We start from the raw sequence: 18,244 nt of genomic DNA on the forward strand, positions 1-18,244 counted from the left end.
GCACTGTCAAGCGGGTGCACGCCCTAGAGCACGTTCGTGAGGAGCGCGGTCAGGTCTTCGCCGAAGGGGCGGTCGGCGTCGATCGGGGGTACGACGGCGTCGACCGCTCGGAGGAGTGGTCGGAGGGCCGGCGGGACGGGGCGTTCGGAGAGGGCGAAGGCCTGGCGGACGGCGAGGAGTTCGCAGGCGGTGGTTTCACGGGTCAGGCGGATCGCCTCGGCGAGGTTGCCGACAGCTTCCCAGGAGAACGTCTGTACGTCCTCCTGACCGTTGGACGTCTCCGCCGTACTGATTGCCGTGGGCAACGTCAGGCGGCGGAACCGATGGGTGACGGCGACCGCGCGTTTGTGGACGGCCACCAGGCCTGCTTGCGGTCCGGGATCGCGGGCCAGCTGCGCTGTCAGACCTGTCACGGTTGGGTCGAGGAGGCGGTGCAGCCGGGCCGTGGAGACCTCGGCCGCGTGGGCCAGAGCTGCGGTCAGATGGTCGCAGTACGCCGTCAGGTCGAGGCCGTGGAAGCCTGCCGTACCGACGAATTCGCCGTCCAGGAAGGCCGGTGAGTCGGTGACGCCGTCGAACGCCCGCTGCACCGCGTCGTCGAGTTGCTGGACGGTTCGCCGGACATGCGCGATCACCTGTCCGGCGACGCGGAACGAGACGGGCGCCTGCAGGCTGCGCGGGTCCGGTTCCGGTCCGGCCAGTTCCCGCAGTCGGGTGAGCTCGGCGGCGAGTTGGTCGTCGCCGCGGCCTGCCACAGGTTGGTACGGGTCGCGGTTCGCGCCCACCACCGCGATTGCCGCGGCAGCCACCTCGCTGAGCTGGTCCGCCAGCCGACGGACTCGTGCGGCATGGAGGGCTGCGCGACCGGTCGCCCCGGGAATGCCTGCCAGCAGGGCGATACCTTCCTTGGGACCGGGATCGAGCGATGCGAACGCGTGCGCCAGCGGGATGATCTCGCCGGCCGATCCGGCGCCCTCGGCGGGGATGTCCGGGGTCTGGCCACTGTTGATCAGGGCAACCAACTGCTGGATCAGCTCGACCGACACCGCCGCGTCGCCGGTGAGGAAGGTGCGCAAGCGTCCGATCAGGACCGCGCGTGCCTCGTCGGGCGGCAGCCACGGAGGGCCGCCGACTGCTCGGCCGCGGAGCAGGTTGCGTTGGTGGCGGCTCTGCTCCTCAGAGGTGAGCCGGCGTTTGCTCAGGTTGCCCATGCCGGTGTTCACGCCGTACACGGGGTCGCCGGAGTCGAGGGCGCGGAGGGCTTGCGTGCGAATGCCGGCCAACCGCGCGAGCAGCGGTGGCGCCAGCTCGATCGGGTTCAGGTCGGCCGGATGGAGCTCAGCGGGCTCGTTGAGCATCAGTGGAACCGCAGCATCGTGCCGGCGTCGGCGGATTCTGCGCGGCGGAGGATCAGGTGGGCGATGGCCACGTCCAGGAGGGACAGGCCGCGGTGCCAGAACAGGGTGCGTTCGGCGGCGGTTTCGCGGCCAGGTTTGCGGCCGGCGACGATCTCGCCGATCTCGGCGTACAGGGTGTCCGGCGACAGGCGACCGGTGTCGACGTGGCGGCGGAGCGACCCGAACCGCCCGGACTGCGCCTCCCGCCAGTCGTCGACGACCACCTTGTCCATCACGTCGAGAAGGTCCAGCTCGACCGCGGAGATCGTCCCGTACGGTACGACGAACGCACCGGGCCGGACAGCCGCCGTACGCAGCAGCGGCTCGGGTTCGCTGAGACGGGTGGCCTCGACGAGGACGTCGGCGCCGTCGAAGGCCTCCGCCGCGGTCGCGCACACCCGGATCGGCGTGGACAGCTCCGCGGCCAGGTCGGCGGCGAACTTCTCCCGGGACTCCGGGCGCGCGGACGTCACCCGGATCTCGTCCAAGTCGAGCAGGTCGTCGAGCATGATCACGTTCCACCACGCCGTACCCCTGGCGCCCGCGTGCGCCAGGATCTTGCTGTCCCTGCGGGCCAGGTGCCGCGCGCCGACGGCCGTCATCGCGCCGGTCCGGGCCGCGGTGATCATGGTCGCGTCCAGGACCGCGAGCGGTACGCCGGTGGTCGGGTCGAACAGTGTCGCCATCGCGAGCTCGCTGGGCAGGCCCTTCAGATAGTTCGGGACGAAGTCGCCGACCACCTTCACGCCGCTGATGCCGTGCTCGCCGAGCCCGTCGAGATGCCCGCGGAGGATGTTGAAGTGCCCGATGCCGCCGTTGTCCGGCGTCAGGTGCACCCGCGGCTCGAACGCCGTCCGCCCGAGACCGTGCTCGCGGACCGCCTCCTCGACGGCGTCGACGATCTCCAGCCGGGTGAGACCGAGTGCGTCGATGTCCGGGCCGCTCAGGAAGCGCAGCCAGATTCCCTCGGACACGCAGGCTCCTTCGGTTGCCGTCGATCGATACTTAAGTCTCGCGCGTGCACGTTACGTTCGCTGCATGGGGTCGACCACGGGTACGCCGAACAGCCCGAACTGCACCGTGATCGGGCACTCGGCCGGTGACAAGGCGCTGCTGTACGGCGGGCTGCCGCTGGCCGGCCTGGTGCTCGGCTTCTTCCTGCCGCGGATCGCGCACTGGGCCGGCCGGCACGAGTGGGTGCCGTTCCAGGGTCCGTTGCGGCTGATCGCCGCGTGGGACAGCTGGTGGGTGGTGGTGATCTGCGTCGTCGTCGGGCTGGTGGGCGGCGTCGTACTGGCCGGGATGGCCCTCGACGACACGCTGCGGGTGACGATCGACAACCGGTCGGTGGAGTTCCTGAAGCACCAGAAGACCGTGACGGTGCCGCGCGAGAAGGTGTCGGTGGCCTTCCTGGAAGGCAAGGAGATCGTCCTCCAGGACGCGAGCTCCCGGGAGCTGGCCCGTGAGAAGCACGACCATTTCAAGTCGGAGACGCCGAAGATCGCGGCCGCGTTCCGCGCCCACGGGTACCCGTGGTCCGAGGCCGGCGACCCGCACGAGGCGGAGTTCCGGCGCTGGATCGAGGACGACCCGGACCTGCCGCCGGCTGTGAACGCGATCCTCAAGATCCGCTCGAAGGCCTTCGACGACGGCGACAAGGGCAAGGCGGACCTGCGCGAGCTCCGCGACGAGCTGACGAACCTCGGCTACACGGTGAAGGACAGGGACAAGAAGCAGTACTGGCGCGTCTAGGCCCCTAGTAGGTGGATGACCGCCTCGGCGTAGGCCTGTTCGGCGTCCGGGGCGGTGTGGACGCTCTCGGTGAGCGTGACCCGGTAGCCGTCAGGCGTGGCCTCGAGGGAGCGGAAGCGCGGCCCGAGGAGGGCGCGCAACTGCTCCTCGCGCGGAAGCCAGATCACCTCGCGCTGCTCGATGCTGTCCAGGGCCCACTCGGTCGTGCCGTTGAAGCCGATCACCTTGCTGCCCTGGTAGTCGTGCACCTCGACGGTCATGTCACTCACCACGAACACGTCCTCGTCCATGTCCCGGTCCGGTACGACGAACCGGTCCCCGGCGCCGGGGTTCCACAGCACCCCGGCCTTGCGCAGTCGTCCGGCCTGCTCGATCGTGATCACGGTTCCATCCTCCCCACGGCACGCAAATACCGCAGGTCCGCGCGAGCCGCCACCACCGAGATGCGGCTCGCGCGGGATGTTTCGATCAGCGGTGCAGGGCGGTGCGCAGTTCCTCGGCGCGCCGGGCGATCCGGTCCCGGCACTCGGTGGTCAGCGGCAGGTCGACCAGCGTGGTCGCCTGCAGGTGGCTCAGCCCGAACTCGGCGCGCAGCCGGCGTACGGCGGCCGGACGATCGGCGGCAGAACGCAGTACCGCTGCCACCTCGTCGCGGCGCTCGAAGGCGGCCAGGACGCCGTCGTAGATCTCCAGCTGGGTGTGCGCGGACCGGTCCGGCTCCGTCATCGTGTGCTCGGGCTTGTCGCCGGTCCGGATCACCTGCCGCCACAGAGCGGGTACGGCGAGCCGGGCGCGGGTGTAGCGCCGGGTCAAGGGCTGTGCGTAGGTCATGGTCATCTCGGTATCCCCCAAGTAGTCAGTCTGCTGCTGCCACCGCGTGTGGTTCACGCGGCGGGCATTTCGTCCCTGGCGTGGTGATCGCCTCGAAATGCCAGGGTTCGTTGTCGTACCGGCGGCAGATGCCGTACCGCCAGCCGTTCTTGTCCAGCCACGTCATCGCGGCCGCCGGAGCGATGTCGACGGCCTTGCCGAGCACGTGGGCGGAGTACTTGGGCGGCAGCACCCAGCGGGTCGCCGCCTTGTAGGAGCCGTACTTCTTGATCGCCTCGTTCAGCAGCCGCTGCTGTTTCGCGGCGCTGCGCTTGCCGGAGTTGATCCGGATCGGGACGCCGGCCGCCTTCGCCGCCGCGAACGCCCGCTTCAGCCGGGCCTGGAGCTTCGGGGAGAGCGCGTCGATGTCCTCCTCGCGAGGCACCTGCGTCGGCTTCTTCGTCGGCTTCGTGGTCGTCGTCGTGGTCGGACTCGTGGTCGGACTCGTGGTGGTCCGCGACGGGGTCCTCGTCGTACGGCGAGCCGTCGGCGTCGGCGCCACCGTCTCCGGCGGCGCGCTGTACGCGGGCGCGCTGTTCGTCGACACGACCGGCCGCTCGTCGGCGCCGAGGCCGAGGGCGTCCCCGACCTGCTGGTGCCAGAGCAGCAGCGACCCGACGACCGCACCGACCCCCACCACACCGGTCACGGACAGCAACCGCACCCGCCCCGTCCTACGGCGGTCCGGAAGGTGGTGGTCGGTCATGGGGTACAGCCTTTCGTGATCAGGGCGGTGGGCGCATCCGTCCCAGGGACCGTCCTGCGGCCCTAGCTGTAGCCCCTGAGTATCAGTTCGGACGCCGAGCCTCCTCCAAAAGTTGGAGAGAACACCCCTCCGCCCAGATGAAGCTTCGGCAAACAGCACTTGACTACGCTGGGCGACGTGATGGGACTGTGGCGGCGGCTTACGCAGGGACAGCAGGATCTGCTGGTCGCTGCGGTCGTCGGGGCGGTCTGGTTCGTGGCGCTGAACCTGATCAACGGGACCTGGCTGCGCCCGCACAACCCGGCGGTGTCGGTGGTCACCGGGGTGTTCCTGGTCGCCACGGTCGCGTTCGCGCGGCGGATCCCCCGGACCATGCTGGTGATCGTCTCGGTGCTGTACCCGTTCATGTACGCCGCGGTCGGCACCGGGTTGGCCGCCCAGCTCGGGCTGACGATCTTCGGGCAGCCGGAGATCAGCGACGCGGCGCTGCAGTCGGAGATCCACCTGGTCCCGCTGCTGGTCGTCGGCTACCTCGCGGCGTCGGCCGGCGTCCGGCGGTTCACCTGTCTGTTCTTCACGATGGGCAGCCTGGCCGGGTTGATGATCGGGCTGCCGACCGTGGTCGCGATCGTTCTCAGCCACGTCAACCGGCTGGTCCTGCGCGGCCCGCGGTACAAGGCTCTCCCCCGCGACCTCGGCAGCCTGTACACCTACATCGACATCTCACTCTTCGTGTTCGCCGAGGCACTGATCTGCGGCATGGTCCTGCTCGGCGCGGACACCCGCCGGCGCCGGAAGTCGGTCGCGCTGCTGGAGCAGCGGAACGCCGAGCTGGTCCGGCTGCGCGCGGTCGAGGCGGAGCGGGCCGCGGTCGCCGAGCGGACCCGGATCGCCCGCGATCTGCACGACGTCATCTCGCACCACGTCAGCGCGGTGGTGATCCGGGCGCAGGCCGCGGACCGGGTGGCCGACCAGCGACCCGAGGTACTGCGGGAGGCGATCCGCTGGATCATTGCCAGCGGCAAGGAGGCGCTGACCGCGATGCGGGAGACCGTCCGGGTGCTGAACACCGCCTCGCCGCAGATCGCCGGCGACACCGGTTCGGGCGGCGGGACCGCCCCGGTGCCGGACCTGGCCGACGTGGCGCGGATGGGCGAGCGGCTGAAGGCGGTCGGGATCGACGTCACGATGGAGCTGCCGCCCCGGCAGCGGCAGCTCACCTCGGCGACCGACCTGACCGCGGTCCGGATCATCCAGGAGGCGCTGACCAACGTGATGGTGCACGCGAAGGCCACCGCGGCGCGGGTGACCTGGCAGAGTGGGCCGCAGGGCGAGCTGCTGACCATCGACGACAACGGGAACGGCGGCCCGCCGCCGGTGAACGTACTGGAGACGGCGCGCCGCAAGGAGAGCGGTCGCGGCAACGGACTGATCGGGATGCGGGAACGGGCCACAGCGGTCGGCGGCACCCTCGCCGTCGCGGCCGGCCCGCTAGGTGGATGGAGAGTGCAGGCATGGCTGCCGCCGCAGAAGTGAGCGAGCCGATCCGGATCCTGGTCGCCGACGACCAGGGGGTGATCCGGATGGGGCTGGCGATGATCCTCGACCACGAGCCGGACCTGACCACGGTCGCGCAGGCCGAGAACGGCGAGGAGGCGCTCCGGCTGATCGACCGGTACGACCCGGACGTGGTGCTGATGGACATCCGGATGCCGGTGATGGACGGGCTGGTCGCCACCGAGCGGATCACGTCGGCGAACCGCGCGGCCGGGCGGTCACGGCCTGCCGTGCTGGTGCTGACCACGTTCGACGACGAGGCGTACGTGCTGGCCGCGGTCCGGGCCGGGGCCTCCGGGTTCCTGCTGAAGGACACGGACCCGGACCTGCTGGTCTCCGCCGTACGCGCGGTGCACCGGGGCGACTCTCTCGTCGACCCGGCGTCGACCCGGGTGCTGCTGGAGCGCTGCATGGAGCTGGAGCGCCAGGTCGACGGCGGTACGACGGTTGCCGCGCCGGCGCAGCCTGATCCGCGATGGGTCGGACTGCTGGCGCAGCTGAGTGAACGTGAACGGGAGATCCTGGTGTGGATGGCCCGTGGCCTGTCGAACCGCGACCTCGCGACGAAGTTGTTCGTCAGCGAGACCACCGTGAAGACCCACGTCAGCTCGGTGCTGTCCAAGCTCGGCCTGTCGAGCCGGGTGCAGGCGGTTGTGGTCGCGTACGAGGCCGGAGTAGTGCGGCCCGGCGAGGCCGATGTGCGGTGGGAGTCCTAGAGGAACAGCCAGAGTGTCACCGCGGCGGCGACGAGGATCAGTACGACGGTCACGATCTGGCTGAGCGCCGACGCCTTCTGGCGTTGCGGCAGGAAGTCCCCGGTCATACTTCAAGAGTGCGTCGCGGAGGCGGCGTACCCATCGGTCGTCGGGATGGTTCTGGACTACTACCTGAGGATGACCGGCCGTCGCTTTCGTAGGCTGTCGCGGTGACTACCCGGGTGCTCAGCCGGCGCGAGCTGAATCGTGCGTTCCTGCAGCGGCAGCAGTTGCTGCGCCGTGAGCCCGGAACGGCGGCCGGGCTGATCGAGCAGCTGGTGGGCCTGCAGGCGCAGGCACCGCTGGCGGCGTACGTCGCGTTGTGGTCCCGGCTGGAGAACTTCGACCCGGCCGAGCTATCCGAGCTGATGATGTCCCGGCAGGCCGTACGGGCGTCGTTGCTGCGGGCGACCATCCATCTGGTCACCGCCGACGACTGTCTGATGATGTGGCGGCTCGTGCATCCGGTCGCGGACCGCGGGCTCCGGGGATCGTTCGGCAAGCAGCTCGCCGGCGCGGACGTCGACGCGGTCGTTGCCTACGGCGCCGAGCTGCTGAGCCGGGAACCGTACAGCCGGGCGCGGCTCCGGGACGTGATCGGCGAGCGCTGGCCGGACTGGGACGCGAACGCGCTCGCCTACGCCGTGAGCTACCTGACCGGCACGGTCCAGGTCACGCCGCGCGGGGTGTGGGGAAAGACCGGGCCGGCCGCGCTGCAGACGATCGAGAGCTGGCTGGGCCGTCCGCCGGTGCCGGATCCTTCGATCGACGACCTGGTCCTGCGGTATCTGGCGGCGTTCGGGCCGGCGAGTGTGGCCGACGTACAGATGTGGTCCGGGCTGACGAAGCTGCGTGAGGTGGTGGACCGGCTGCGGCCCGGGCTGCGCGTGTACGCCGACGAGGACGGGCGGGAGCTGTACGACGTGCCCGACGGTCCGCTGCCCGACCCGGAGACGCCCGCCCCGGTCCGGTTCCTCCCGGAGTACGACAACCTCCTGCTCTCGCACGCCGACCGCCGACGTGTGAACCCGGCCGAACGTCCGGTGCCGCTTCCGCCCGGCAACGGTGCCGCGATGGGCACAGTACTGATCGACGGCGACTACACCGCCGACTGGCGGCACCACCGCGGTAAGAGCCTGCAGGTCACCCCGCATCGGCCGCTCACCACTGCCGAACAAACAGCGGTAGAAGCCGAAGCCACTGAGCTGCTCGGCCTGATCGGCACCGCCGGCACCCCGGTCGTCGTGGGTCAGTCGCCGAAGTAGGCGGCGCGCACCTTCTTCGGGACACACAGCGACCAGGCGTCGAGGATGAGTTCGCGGAGTTCGTCGTGGTCGACGGCCGCCAGGTTGAGCTCGATCCACTGATAGCGCTCGTCGGACGGCCGCGGCGGAAGGAACTTGTCCGGCTCGGCGGCCAGGGCGGCGGCGCGTTCCTCGCGCGGGAAGCCGAGGCCGATGGTCTGCTCGTCGGGCGCGACCGCGAGGTAGACGATCTGACCGACCCGGAACTTGATCCGGTCCCGGACCAGCACCTCGTAGCTGCGGGGCAGGTCCGCGGTGATTTCGCGGATGTTGGTGAGATCTACCACGCTGTCAAGCCTAGAACCCGTCGCTGACAGGGGTTGTCAGTGTTTCCGCCGCTACCTTGGTTGGATGCCTGCAGTTGTGAGCGCGGTCGAAGGGGCCGAGGTGGTGTTCCGCCTCGGTGACGCTGCGCATGCGTTCACCGGCGTACGGTTGTGGCAGGAGCTGGGTCTTCCGGCGGAGCTGCTCGAGTTCAAGCCGGTCGAGTACGGCTGGGAGCTGCGGCTGCCGCGGCCGTCGGTGCACCGGATGGAGTACCTGTTCGACATCGCCGACCTCGGCATGCGGACCGATCCGACCAACCCGCGGATGGTCGGCGGCGCGTTCGGTGACCACTCGTGGCTGCCGTTGCCCGGATACGTCGAGCCGGCGTGGATCGCCGTACCGCCTCTTCCGTCGACGTTGACGCCGCTCACCGTGGAGTCGCCGGTCGGGCCGGTCGACGTCCAGGTGTGGGCGCCGGACGGGATCGCGCCGGAGTTCGAGCTGCCGCTGCTGCTGTCGCACGACGGGCCCGAGTTCGCGTCGTACGCCGGGCTCACGCACTACGCGGGGGCGCTGGTCGGGTCGGGCGGCCTCCCGCCGTTCCGCCTGGCGCTGGTCCGTCCTACCTCACGCAACCTCTGGTACGCCGCGAATCCTTTGTACGCGTCGTCGCTCGTGCAACACGTCTTACCGGCCGTGCGGGCGCAGTACCGGAGCCGGCGGCCCGTGCTGATGGGCGCGAGCCTCGGGGCGCTGGCCGCGCTGCACGCCGAATGGAATTTTCCGAACACGTTTTCCGGGCTGTTCCTGCAGTCGGGCTCGTTCTTCACGCCGGAGACCGATCCGCAGGAGGCGAAGTTCGAGTACTACGCCCAGGTGACCGGGTTCGTCGAGCAGGTGCTGTCCGCTACCGCGGCGCCGAGTACGCCGCCGGTCGCGATGACGGCCGGGACGACCGAGGAGAACGTGCACAACAACCGGGTGATGGCCGCCCGGCTGGCCGAGCTCGGGCTGTCCGTCGTGCTCGACGAAACTCCGGACATGCACAACTTCACAGCCTGGCGGGATGTGCTGGATCCTGAGCTGACGGAGCTACTGCGACAGACCTGGGGTGGGGCCGATGGAACGGGAGCAGGTCGAGTTGGAGGCGCCGGGGCTTGACCGCCGCGGCACCCTGATCCGGTACGGCCACTTCGGCCGCCCGGTGCTGGTCTTCCCGAGCGAGCAGGGCCGCGCCTGGGACTACGAGAACAACGGCATGGTCGACGCGGTCGCGCCGTTGATCGAGGCGGGGCGGGTGAAGCTGTACTGCGTGGACTCCTACGACCACGTCAGCTGGTCGGACCGGAGCATCCAGCTGGAACTCCGCGCGCGGCGGCACGAGCTGTACGAGTCCTGGATCGTGAACCAGGTCGTGCCGATGATCGGCACGGACTCGCCGGGCGTGTCGGACATCGTCACGACCGGCTGCAGCCTCGGCGCGTTCCACGCGCTGAACTTCGCGTTGAAGCGGGCGGACCTGTTCCCGGTCGCGATCTGCCAGTCGGGGAACTACGACGCGGCCAGCTGGCACGGCTGGGGCGAGCGCGGCGACGCGGTGTACTTCAACAACCCGGCCGACTATCTGCCCGGCCTGTCCGGCGACCACCTGGACTGGTTGCGGTCGCGGCTGTTCGTCCTGCTCACGGTCGGGCAGGGCGACTGGGAGACGAACCCGACCGGTTCCCTGCCGTCGGCCCTCAAGACCGCCGCCCTGCTGGAGGACAGGCGCATCCCGCACGAGCTCGACGTCTGGGGGTACGACGCCGCGCACGACTGGCCGTGGTGGCGGCAGCAGATCGCGCATCACCTGCCGAGGTTCTGTTAGACGGGACGCGGGAACGTACCTACCCTCGAAGGACGCCGACGTACGGAGGACGACTGTGGCTGATCGCTCGCGGCATTTGATCGGGTTGCTGCTCGGGGCCGAGGAGGACTGGCCGCAGGCGTTCGAGGCGCTGCTGCAGCGGGTCGGGCCGGTGACGATCGACGGGCGCGAGCACGAGTTCGGGTCCCGCCGGCTGACCATCGAGCCGTTCGACCTGAACGACCCGGTGCGCGTCGGGCTGGTGATCGACCGGCTCGCGTACTGGTACTACCACCCGCGCGAGTGGCTGAAGAAGGCCGCGCTGATGAACGGGACGTACCTGCTGAACTCCCCGTTCACGTTCCAGTCGATGGAGAAGCACTCGGCGTACTGCGCGATGCTCCGCCTCGGGCTGAAGATCCCGCGGACCGTCCTGGTGCCGTACAAGAACCCGGTCGACAACGTGCGCTGGGCGTACACGTCGGCGACGTACAACCAGCCCTTCGACCTGGACGCGCTGGCCGCGGACCTCGGGTATCCGCTCTACATGAAGCCGTTCGACGGCGGCGGCTGGCGCGGCGTGTCCCGGATCGAGAACGCCGACGACCTGCATCGCGCGTACGACGAGTCCGGCGAGATGCTGATGCACCTGCAGGCCACCGTCGACTACGACAAGTTCGCCCGGGCGCTGTCGATCGGCGCCGAGACGATGGTGATGGACTTCCGCCCGGACCAGCCGATGCACAACCGGTACGCCGTCTCGCACGACTTCCTGTCACCCTCGGCCGGGCACCAGACCGTCGCGATCAGCCGGATCGTGAACGCGTTCTTCGGCTGGGAGTTCAACTCCTGCGAGATGCTGGTGGCCGGCGACGACGTGTATCCCATCGACTACGCCAACGCGTGCCCGGACGTCGCGGTCACCTCGCTGCACTACTACTTCCCGTGGGCGTTGAGCGCGCTCGTCAAGTGGTCCGTGTTCTGCCTCGCGACCGGGCGGCGTTCGTCCGTCGACCTGCACACCGAGCGGTACTTCGAGATCGCGGACAACCCCGACCTCGACTACGACGCCAAGCTCGACGGCTACCTGCAGCTCGCCGACGAGCACTTCGAGACGGCGAAGTACCACGAGTGGTGCGCCAGTCATCTGGGCGACTTCGACCTGCGGGTCCGGGACTGGGTGGCGGGCCCGGACTTCGAGCGGGTGCTGCGCGAGACGGTGGCGGCGACGTACCCGGTGCACGAGCAGGACAAGTTCTTCGCGCATTTCAAGGGCCTCACCGACCTGTGGGTCGCCGATGCGTGACTCCGACGTACCGGCGTGGTGGCGGCGACTCGGGCTCGACGGGTTGATCGATGTCCACGTGCACTTCCTGCCGGACCGGGTGCTGAACGCGGTCTGGGCGTACTTCGACCAGGCGTCGACGCACTACGGGACCGAGTGGCCGATCACCTACCGGACCTCGGTGGAAGAACGGCTGAAAACGCTGGAATCCCTTGGTGTACGGGCGTTTCCGGCGCTTGTCTACCCGCACAAGCCGGGGATGGCCGAGTCGCTGAACTCCTGGGCGCGGGACTTCGCCGCCGTGACACCCGGTTGCGTGTCCAGCGGGACGTTCTTCCCGGAACCGTCCGCCGCCGCCTATGTACGCGAGGCCCTGGAGTTGGGGACGCGGATCTTCAAGGTCCATGTGCAGGTCGGCGGCTACGACCCGCGGTCCGGTGAGCTGGACGACGTCTGGGGACAGTTGGCGGAGGCCGGCGTACCCGTCGTCGTGCACTGCGGATCGGGCCCGATCCCCGGGCGGCACACCGGCCCCGGGCCGATGGGCGAGGTACTGCGGCGGCATCCTTCGCTGACGGCGGTGATCGCGCACCTGGGAATGCCGGAGTACGCCGAGCATCTCGCGTTGACGTCGTACCCGAACGTGCACCTCGACACGACGATGGCGCTGACGCCTTTCGTCGAGGCGATGATGCCGTTCCCGCGGGACCTCGTGCCACGCTTGCGCGACGTCCAGGACCGGATCGTGCTGGGGTCGGACTTCCCGAACATCCCGTACGAGTACGCCGTACAGCTCACGTCGTTGGAGTCACTGGACCTCGGCGACGACTGGCTCCGCGCGGTGTGCTGGGACAACGGCGCCCGCCTGCTCGGCTACGAGTGAGCTCGTAGATGGTCGGCGTGGCGCCGTTGTACCTGAGGAGCCGACGACGGACGACCTTTAGTCCAGGCTGCCGTTGAACGGTTGCCTCGAGGAGACGTTTGTCCTCGGTCAGCAGGACCGCACGGCCGTCGGCGGTGAGCACACGGTCGAGTTCGGCGAGCACCTCGGGGTACAGAACGCAGTTGTCGTGGTGACTACCGACCTGTTTCCCGAACGGGAGATTCGTGACGACTCGGTCCACACTCGCCTCCTTGAAGGGCAGAGCGCCGGCCGTCGCCCTGGCGAGAGCCTGGACTCCGTTGCGCGACGCGATCCGGAGCGCGTGCGGATCGCGGTCCGTTCCGGCGATCCGGGCCTCCGGGGCACGACGGCGTACTGCGAGGAGGATGGTTCCCGTTCCGCAGAACGGGTCGACCACCCGGTGGCCGGGCCGGATCTTCGCCAACCGGACGAGTACCTCGGCGACCACCGGATTGGTCGACCACGGCAGCCGTTCAAGCCGACCGAAGCGCCGCATCCAGGTGAGCGAACCGGCAGAGAAGTACAGACCGCAGGTGAGTAGTTCGTCGAGTGGCCCCTCGACCGTGCAGGCGACGGTCTCGGCGGACAACTCCTGGATCGAACGGACCGAGCGCATCGCCCGCAACTCCTCCAGGAGGAGATCGGTGGCGCCGTCGATGGTGCGCAGGACAAATTCGGGCACAGCAAGGCTCCTGAAGGCTCGCGAATCGGCAGAACTGTCGAAGCGCGACGTACGCACGACCGAGTCGGCCGACTCCGCTCGGAGCCGGCCGTGGGCCTGCCTACGTCTTCAGGAACACGACATCGGCGGCAGGGTATTCGGTCGCGCGGCCCGTCCTCATCTGATTTTCTTGGCGGATGGCACACGTGGACGAACGGCCGGCGGAAGACCCGGAACTGGCTGTCCTGTTGAAGGCCGCGTTCGACGAGCTCGTCGTGCGGAACGGCGCCGAGGGGCGGACACAGGTCAAGGACGGTGCGCGGTACTTCGTCGCGCTCGACGACGAGGGACAGGCTGTCGGGTGCGGCGCTCTGCAGGTCTTCGGCCCGGGCACTGCTCATCCCGGAGACGCGGAGATCAAGCGGGTGTACGTGACACCAGCCGCCCGCGGTCGCGGGCATGCGCGCAGATTGCTGGCCCAGGTCGAAGCGGCGGCCCGATCAGCCGGGCATCCGTTCCTACGCCTGAGCACCGCGGAGCGTCAGCCCGAAGCCATCGCCCTCTACGAATCAAGCGGTTACGCACGCATAGCGCCATGGGGCAAGTACGTCAACGAGCCCCGGACCCGCTGCTACGGAAAGGCGCTCTGAGGACGGGAATCGCCCTGTTCTACAGTAGAATCGGCGAGTGACGGACACTCGGATTCACACCGTTGACCAGTTGCTGGAAGTCTTGGATCGAGTGGTGGCGACGAGCGGTCGCGGTGACCGGTCCGACGCGTCGGCCGCGGAGTACTGGAGCGGTCTGCTGACCACGCCGGGGCACCCGCTGGCGACGCAACTGCCCGACGAGCCGTTGGTCGACTGGGAGCAGCGCGGGCTGCTCGGCGACCTCGAAGGGGCCCGGGTGCTCGACGTCGGGTGCGGCGGCGCGCGGAACACCCGGTGGTTCGCCGAGCGAGGGGCGATCGTCGACGGCATCGACCTGGCGAAGGACCTCCTCGACCAGCTGCGGCCGGCCATGCCCGGTTCGGTCACGCTGACGACGACCGACGTACTGCGGGATCCGCTGCCGGACCGCCTGTACGACGTGGTCTACGACTCCGGGTGCTTCCACCACATCGCGCCGCACCGGCGGATCACCTACCTGCAGCGCGTGCTGCCGCTCGTCCGGCCGGGCGGACGGTTCGGGATCGTGACGTTCGCGGCCGAGCGGATGGAGGCCCCGAGCGACCTCGACGTGGTCGCGACCGGCGACACGTACGGCGGGATGGCGTTCACCCTCGACGACCTCCGCGCGATCTTCGGTGTCTTCACCCCGGTCGAGCTCCGCGCCGTCCAGGAGGATCGCGACGGCACCTTCGCACCTGGCTTCCTCAACGCCGCGCTCTTCCGGAACGCAGTGGCATGAGCGACCACCAGGCTCTTCGACCGGGCAGGTCGACGAGCCGCCGGCATGCCGTCGGCCTCGCGGGCGTACTGGCGCTCGCCGCCGCCGCGCTCGCGTACTGGTTCCGCTGGCACCAGCGCCACGAATGGCTGGTCACCGTCGTCGCCAGCCACTGCGAGAAGGTCCCACCACTTCCGCACGTCGGCGCCGTCACCGGCGTCGGCATCGTTCTCTGCCTGGCCGCTGGAGCCTGCTTCGTCGTCTACCTGCAACGATGCGGCCTGCTGACCGGTGCGCTGGCTGCCGTACTGCTGATCGGCGCGTTCCTCGGTGTCGCCGGCGGCACCCTCGTCCTCGTCGACACCCCCACCCAGACCAGCGACGGCCTCGACGGCTCCGGCCTCCCCTGCCCCGAAGGCTGACCGACGGGCCGTTGCCCGGGCTATTCCAACGTTGTAAAGTGCTGCTGCCCCTACCAGATCAGCACCACGGGAGAGTTCATGACCCAGCCTCGTGCGGAGTACCCGCGCCCGCAGTTCGTTCGGCCCGACTGGCTGAACCTGAACGGCGAGTGGCAGTTCGAGATCGACCGGTCGGACTCCGGGCTGGAGCGCGGCCTGCGGGAGCGTGAACTGGAGCGGCGGATCGTCGTACCGTTCGCCCCGGAGACCGAGCTGTCCGGGATCGAGGACGTCGACTTCATGGAGGCGGTCTGGTACCGCACCACCGTGACGATCCCGGCCGAGTGGGACGGCAAGGACGCCGTACTGCATTTCCAGGCCGTGGACCACGACGCGACCGTCTGGGTGAACGGCGAGGAGGTCGTCCGGCACCGCGGCGGGTTCACCCCGTTCAGCGCGAACCTGCGGCACGTCGCCAAGCCCGGCGAGCAGGCGACCGTCGTCGTCCGCGCCCGCGACACGCACCGCGGCCCGCAGGCCCGCGGCAAGCAGAGCCAGCTGTACGCGAACCACAGCTGCCTGTACACCCGTACCACCGGCATCTGGCAGACCGTCTGGCTGGAAGCGGTACCGACGGTGCACCTGAAGCGGCCGCGGATCACCCCGGACGTCGCGGGCTCCAGCTTCCACCTCGAAGTACCGGTCTCCGCGAACAAGCCCGGCCACAAGATCAAGGCGACCCTGAAGGACGCCGACGGCGAGATCACCACCGCCGAGGTCCGCGCCGACCTGGACCTGGCTCCGCGCCTGACGCTGCAGGTGCCGGCCGAGCGCGTCCGGCTCTGGGACACCACCGACCCGCACCTGCACGACGTACGCCTCGAGCTGATCGATGCCGAGGGCAACGTGCTGGACGGCGCCGACTCGTACGCCGGGCTGCGGTCGGTGAGCATCAACGGCAAGGCGATCCTGATCAACGGCAAGCACGTCTTCCAGCGGCTCGTCCTGGACCAGGGGTACTGGCCGGAGAGCCTGATGACGGCGCCCTCCGAAGAGGCGATCGTGCGCGACATCGAGCTCAGCCTCGCGGCCGGGTTCAACGGCGCCCGCCTGCACCAGAAGGTGTTCGAGGAGCGGTTCCTGTACCACGCGGACCGACTCGGATACCTGGTCTGGGGCGAGTTCGGCGACTGGGGTTCCGGCGTCGGCGACACCGGCAACGACAACCAGCAGCCGACCGCGACGTACGTCGGCCAGTGGCTCGAGGCCGTCGAGCGCGACTACAGCCACCCGAGCATCGTCGGCTGGTGCCCGCTGAACGAGACGCACCAACTGCTGCACGACCGGATCACCCAGCTCGACGACGTCACCCGCGCGATGTTCCTGGCCACCAAGGCCGCGGACACCAGCCGCCCGGTGCTGGACGCCTCCGGCTACAGCCACCGCGTCCCCGAGACCGACGTCTGGGACTCGCACAACTACGAGCAGGACCCGGCCGAGTTCGCGAAGCAGATGGCGGACCTGGTGAACGACAAGCCGTACGGGAACACTCGCCACGACGGCAAGCCGATCTCCCTCGCGTACGACGGCCAGCCGTACTTCTGCAGCGAGTTCGGCGGCATCTGGTGGAACGCGGAGAAGGCGGCCGCGGGCAAGACCGGGAACTCCGCGGACTCCTGGGGCTACGGTCAGCGGGTCGCGAACGAGGAGGACTTCTACGTCCGCTTCGCCGGCCTGATCGACGCACTGCTCGACAACGAGCTGATGTTCGGCTACTGCTACACCCAGCTGACGGACGTCTTCCAGGAAGAGAACGGCATCTACAACTTCGACCGCAGCAACAAGCTCGACGTCCCCCGGATCAAGGCGATCCAGGAACGCCAGGCGGCTTACGAGAAGGAGTCAGCTTGACCCACTCTGAAGAGTGGGTTTGGAGGTAGCGCCTGACTGGCTGCCAGGTTGGCCCCTCCGTCCACACCGCCTACGAGGCGACAGGGACGCGTGACTCACGCCCCGCAATCCACGCAACCTCGCCGCGTGCGGCGAGGTTGCGTGAAGCATTCCGGTCGGCGTGGGCAACGACCCCGCACGATCGGCAGATGAAGCGAGCCTGATCGACCCGGTTCTTGGGGTCGATGTGATGGCACTCGGCGCATTCCTGGCTGGTGTATGCCGGATCGACGTACACCAGCGGGACGCCGGCGCGACGAGCTTTGTACTCGATGAACTGGGCGAGCTGACGAAACGCCCAGGAATGGATCGTGACCCGTTGGGGCTTGCGGAGCCGTACCCTCTGCCGGATGCCGCCCAGGTTCTCCAGGGCGATCCCGTGGGAGGTGCGTTCAGCCTCGGTCACGATCCGCTTCGCAATGATGTGGTTGACGTTCGCGGCATGCCGCCGCTCCTTGCGGCGCCGACTCTTCAGCCGACGCCTCGCAGACTTGGTGTTCTTCGCCTGAAGCTTGCGACGAAGCTCTATCTGCCGCTTGCGATACCGATTCAGCTGATGCCCGGCCGCCCGGTAGCCGGCGGACGTGGTCGCGATGTTCGCGATCCCGAAGTCGACTCCCAGAAAGGCCTCCGGCCGGTATTGCTCGGATTCTGGAACCTCGCACACGGCGAGCAGGTAGAAGACGCCGTCGCGTTCGATCAGGTCGGACTCGCCACGCCGATAGTCACGCAGCGACTCGAGTTGGTGGTCGGCACACGCGAAGCGGAGGTCTTTCATCCGTCCGGCGATTGTCCAGATGCTGATGGTCTTCGAGTCGTACTGCCATGACAGGCACCGATCGTCGAACGGATGCGCTGCATCCGGACGGAAGACAATCGCCCCGGACGTCGCCTTGCGCCGACGCCTGGCACCGCGTTTGCCGAGGTGCCCTGCACCGATGCTCGCCGTCAATGCAGCGTACGCATCTCGAACCTTCTTGATCGTCTGCTGTGCCACTTGGGCGCCGAGTCCAGCGGCCTTCAGCTCGGCATAAGTATGTCTGCGCAGCTCGTACTCGCGCGGAGTTCCTTGCTCGAATGCCACGGCCGATACCCAGTTGGCCAACTCGTTGACCCTGTGCAACGTCTTTGCAAGCGCCAGCGCCTGAGCGGCGTCCGGCACCAGCTTGATCTGCACGACGATCTTCACGCACCGGATCG

General features: G+C 68.9%; 20 protein-coding genes. 12 read left to right on the forward strand and 8 right to left on the reverse strand.

Features of this window, described 5'->3' with window-relative positions; genetic code table 11:
• Window positions 1-23: 23 nt before the first annotated feature.
• Together AB0M51_RS27105 and AB0M51_RS27110 are read right to left on the reverse strand one after the other, a co-directional pair.
• Complete coding sequence (locus tag AB0M51_RS27105) at window positions 24-1,358, reverse strand: aromatic amino acid lyase (RefSeq protein ID WP_363751029.1); 1,335 nt, start codon at window positions 1,356-1,358, stop codon at window positions 24-26.
• Window positions 1,358-2,371 (reverse strand): ornithine cyclodeaminase family protein, encoded by a 1,014-nt coding sequence (locus tag AB0M51_RS27110; RefSeq protein ID WP_344200474.1) that lies wholly within the window; start codon window positions 2,369-2,371, stop codon window positions 1,358-1,360. Before AB0M51_RS27110 ends, AB0M51_RS27105 begins: the two co-directional genes overlap by 1 nt.
• Before the next feature lie 64 nt (window positions 2,372-2,435).
• Between AB0M51_RS27110 and AB0M51_RS27115 the strand changes: the two genes are divergently transcribed.
• Window positions 2,436-3,149, forward strand: a complete 714-nt coding sequence (locus tag AB0M51_RS27115) for a hypothetical protein (protein WP_344200476.1) — start codon at window positions 2,436-2,438, stop codon at window positions 3,147-3,149.
• On the opposite strand, the gene AB0M51_RS27120 is transcribed toward AB0M51_RS27115, so the two are convergent.
• From AB0M51_RS27120 to AB0M51_RS27130, 3 genes are all read right to left on the reverse strand, one after another.
• The gene (locus AB0M51_RS27120) at window positions 3,146-3,532 is read right to left on the reverse strand and encodes a pilus assembly protein CpaE (protein ID WP_344200479.1); all 387 of its coding nucleotides are present in this window, start codon (window positions 3,530-3,532) and stop codon (window positions 3,146-3,148) included. The genes AB0M51_RS27115 and AB0M51_RS27120 overlap by 4 nt on opposite strands.
• Window positions 3,533-3,617: 85 nt before the next feature.
• A complete protein-coding gene (locus tag AB0M51_RS27125) occupies window positions 3,618-3,986 on the reverse strand; it encodes a hypothetical protein (protein WP_344200482.1) in 369 nt (122 codons plus the stop codon).
• A 19-nt stretch (window positions 3,987-4,005) separates the two neighbouring features.
• Entirely contained in the window at window positions 4,006-4,725 is a 720-nt protein-coding gene (locus AB0M51_RS27130; protein ID WP_344200484.1) for a M15 family metallopeptidase, read from the reverse strand.
• Window positions 4,726-4,905: 180 nt separating this feature from the next.
• On the opposite strand from AB0M51_RS27130, the gene AB0M51_RS27135 reads away from it, so the two are divergent.
• The 3 genes from AB0M51_RS27135 to AB0M51_RS27145 all read left to right on the forward strand — a co-directional run bounded on the left by AB0M51_RS27135 (window position 4,906) and on the right by AB0M51_RS27145 (window position 8,302).
• Window positions 4,906-6,261, forward strand: coding sequence for a histidine kinase (locus AB0M51_RS27135; RefSeq protein ID WP_344200733.1), 1,356 nt, complete (start codon window positions 4,906-4,908; stop codon window positions 6,259-6,261).
• Window positions 6,258-6,998, forward strand: coding sequence for a response regulator transcription factor (locus AB0M51_RS27140; protein WP_344200736.1), 741 nt, complete (start codon window positions 6,258-6,260; stop codon window positions 6,996-6,998). The genes AB0M51_RS27135 and AB0M51_RS27140 overlap by 4 nt, the downstream gene beginning before the upstream one ends.
• A gap of 209 nt (window positions 6,999-7,207) precedes the next feature.
• Entirely contained in the window at window positions 7,208-8,302 is a 1,095-nt protein-coding gene (locus AB0M51_RS27145; RefSeq protein WP_344200487.1) for a winged helix DNA-binding domain-containing protein, read from the forward strand.
• Here the strand turns inward: AB0M51_RS27145 and AB0M51_RS27150 are convergent.
• Window positions 8,287-8,628, reverse strand: a complete 342-nt coding sequence (locus AB0M51_RS27150) for an MmcQ/YjbR family DNA-binding protein (RefSeq protein ID WP_344200490.1) — start codon at window positions 8,626-8,628, stop codon at window positions 8,287-8,289. The two genes, AB0M51_RS27145 and AB0M51_RS27150, sit on opposite strands and share 16 nt — an antisense overlap.
• Window positions 8,629-8,692: 64 nt before the next feature.
• On the opposite strand from AB0M51_RS27150, the gene AB0M51_RS27155 reads away from it, so the two are divergent.
• From AB0M51_RS27155 to AB0M51_RS27170, 4 genes are read left to right on the forward strand one after another with little or no spacing between them, the layout of a single operon-like run.
• Window positions 8,693-9,769 (forward strand): alpha/beta hydrolase-fold protein, encoded by a 1,077-nt coding sequence (locus AB0M51_RS27155; protein WP_344200492.1) that lies wholly within the window; start codon window positions 8,693-8,695, stop codon window positions 9,767-9,769.
• Window positions 9,729-10,475 carry an alpha/beta hydrolase-fold protein gene (locus AB0M51_RS27160; RefSeq protein WP_344200494.1) on the forward strand — a complete coding sequence of 249 codons (747 nt, stop codon included), beginning with the start codon at window positions 9,729-9,731 and terminating at the stop codon, window positions 10,473-10,475. The genes AB0M51_RS27155 and AB0M51_RS27160 overlap by 41 nt, the downstream gene beginning before the upstream one ends.
• 55 nt (window positions 10,476-10,530) lie before the next feature.
• Window positions 10,531-11,760 carry a hypothetical protein gene (locus AB0M51_RS27165; RefSeq protein WP_344200495.1) on the forward strand — a complete coding sequence of 410 codons (1,230 nt, stop codon included), beginning with the start codon at window positions 10,531-10,533 and terminating at the stop codon, window positions 11,758-11,760.
• The gene (locus AB0M51_RS27170; protein ID WP_344200497.1) at window positions 11,753-12,622 is read left to right on the forward strand and encodes an amidohydrolase family protein; all 870 of its coding nucleotides are present in this window, start codon (window positions 11,753-11,755) and stop codon (window positions 12,620-12,622) included. Before AB0M51_RS27165 ends, AB0M51_RS27170 begins: the two co-directional genes overlap by 8 nt.
• On the opposite strand, the gene AB0M51_RS27175 is transcribed toward AB0M51_RS27170, so the two are convergent.
• Window positions 12,534-13,325 (reverse strand): methyltransferase domain-containing protein, encoded by a 792-nt coding sequence (locus AB0M51_RS27175; protein ID WP_344200499.1) that lies wholly within the window; start codon window positions 13,323-13,325, stop codon window positions 12,534-12,536. The two genes, AB0M51_RS27170 and AB0M51_RS27175, sit on opposite strands and share 89 nt — an antisense overlap.
• 176 nt (window positions 13,326-13,501) lie before the next feature.
• Here AB0M51_RS27175 and AB0M51_RS27180 point away from each other — a divergent pair, with 176 nt between their 5' ends.
• The 4 genes from AB0M51_RS27180 (at window position 13,502) to AB0M51_RS27195 (ending at window position 17,005) form a co-directional block, all read left to right on the forward strand.
• Window positions 13,502-13,954 (forward strand): GNAT family N-acetyltransferase, encoded by a 453-nt coding sequence (locus AB0M51_RS27180; RefSeq protein WP_344200501.1) that lies wholly within the window; start codon window positions 13,502-13,504, stop codon window positions 13,952-13,954.
• Window positions 13,955-13,991: 37 nt separating this feature from the next.
• The gene (locus AB0M51_RS27185) at window positions 13,992-14,714 is read left to right on the forward strand and encodes a class I SAM-dependent methyltransferase (RefSeq protein ID WP_344200504.1); all 723 of its coding nucleotides are present in this window, start codon (window positions 13,992-13,994) and stop codon (window positions 14,712-14,714) included.
• On the forward strand, window positions 14,711-15,115 hold the full coding sequence (locus AB0M51_RS27190) for a hypothetical protein (RefSeq protein WP_344200507.1): 405 nt from the start codon (window positions 14,711-14,713) through the stop codon (window positions 15,113-15,115). The genes AB0M51_RS27185 and AB0M51_RS27190 overlap by 4 nt, the downstream gene beginning before the upstream one ends.
• Window positions 15,116-15,193: 78 nt before the next feature.
• Complete coding sequence (locus tag AB0M51_RS27195; protein ID WP_363751038.1) at window positions 15,194-17,005, forward strand: sugar-binding domain-containing protein; 1,812 nt, start codon at window positions 15,194-15,196, stop codon at window positions 17,003-17,005.
• Between the two features lie 70 nt (window positions 17,006-17,075).
• On the opposite strand, the gene AB0M51_RS27200 is transcribed toward AB0M51_RS27195, so the two are convergent.
• The gene (locus tag AB0M51_RS27200; RefSeq protein WP_363751040.1) at window positions 17,076-18,233 is read right to left on the reverse strand and encodes a transposase; all 1,158 of its coding nucleotides are present in this window, start codon (window positions 18,231-18,233) and stop codon (window positions 17,076-17,078) included.
• Window positions 18,234-18,244: the final 11 nt, after the last annotated feature.

The sequence above is a fragment of the Kribbella sp. NPDC051137 genome (assembly GCF_040682535.1).
Taxonomy (GTDB): Bacteria; Actinomycetota; Actinomycetes; order Propionibacteriales; family Kribbellaceae; genus Kribbella; species Kribbella karoonensis.

Coding starts and splice junctions, on each gene's coding strand:
- AB0M51_RS27105 (WP_363751029.1), bottom strand. CDS start 1,358: ATGCTCAACGAGCCCGCTGAGCTCCATCCGGCCGACCTGAACCCGATC.
- AB0M51_RS27115 (WP_344200476.1), top strand. CDS start 2,436: ATGGGGTCGACCACGGGTACGCCGAACAGCCCGAACTGCACCGTGATC.
- AB0M51_RS27125 (WP_344200482.1), bottom strand. CDS start 3,986: ATGACCATGACCTACGCACAGCCCTTGACCCGGCGCTACACCCGCGCC.
- AB0M51_RS27130 (WP_344200484.1), bottom strand. CDS start 4,725: ATGACCGACCACCACCTTCCGGACCGCCGTAGGACGGGGCGGGTGCGG.
- AB0M51_RS27135 (WP_344200733.1), top strand. CDS start 4,906: ATGGGACTGTGGCGGCGGCTTACGCAGGGACAGCAGGATCTGCTGGTC.
- AB0M51_RS27155 (WP_344200492.1), top strand. CDS start 8,693: ATGCCTGCAGTTGTGAGCGCGGTCGAAGGGGCCGAGGTGGTGTTCCGC.
- AB0M51_RS27160 (WP_344200494.1), top strand. CDS start 9,729: ATGGAACGGGAGCAGGTCGAGTTGGAGGCGCCGGGGCTTGACCGCCGC.
- AB0M51_RS27170 (WP_344200497.1), top strand. CDS start 11,753: ATGCGTGACTCCGACGTACCGGCGTGGTGGCGGCGACTCGGGCTCGAC.
- AB0M51_RS27180 (WP_344200501.1), top strand. CDS start 13,502: ATGGCACACGTGGACGAACGGCCGGCGGAAGACCCGGAACTGGCTGTC.
- AB0M51_RS27190 (WP_344200507.1), top strand. CDS start 14,711: ATGAGCGACCACCAGGCTCTTCGACCGGGCAGGTCGACGAGCCGCCGG.
- AB0M51_RS27195 (WP_363751038.1), top strand. CDS start 15,194: ATGACCCAGCCTCGTGCGGAGTACCCGCGCCCGCAGTTCGTTCGGCCC.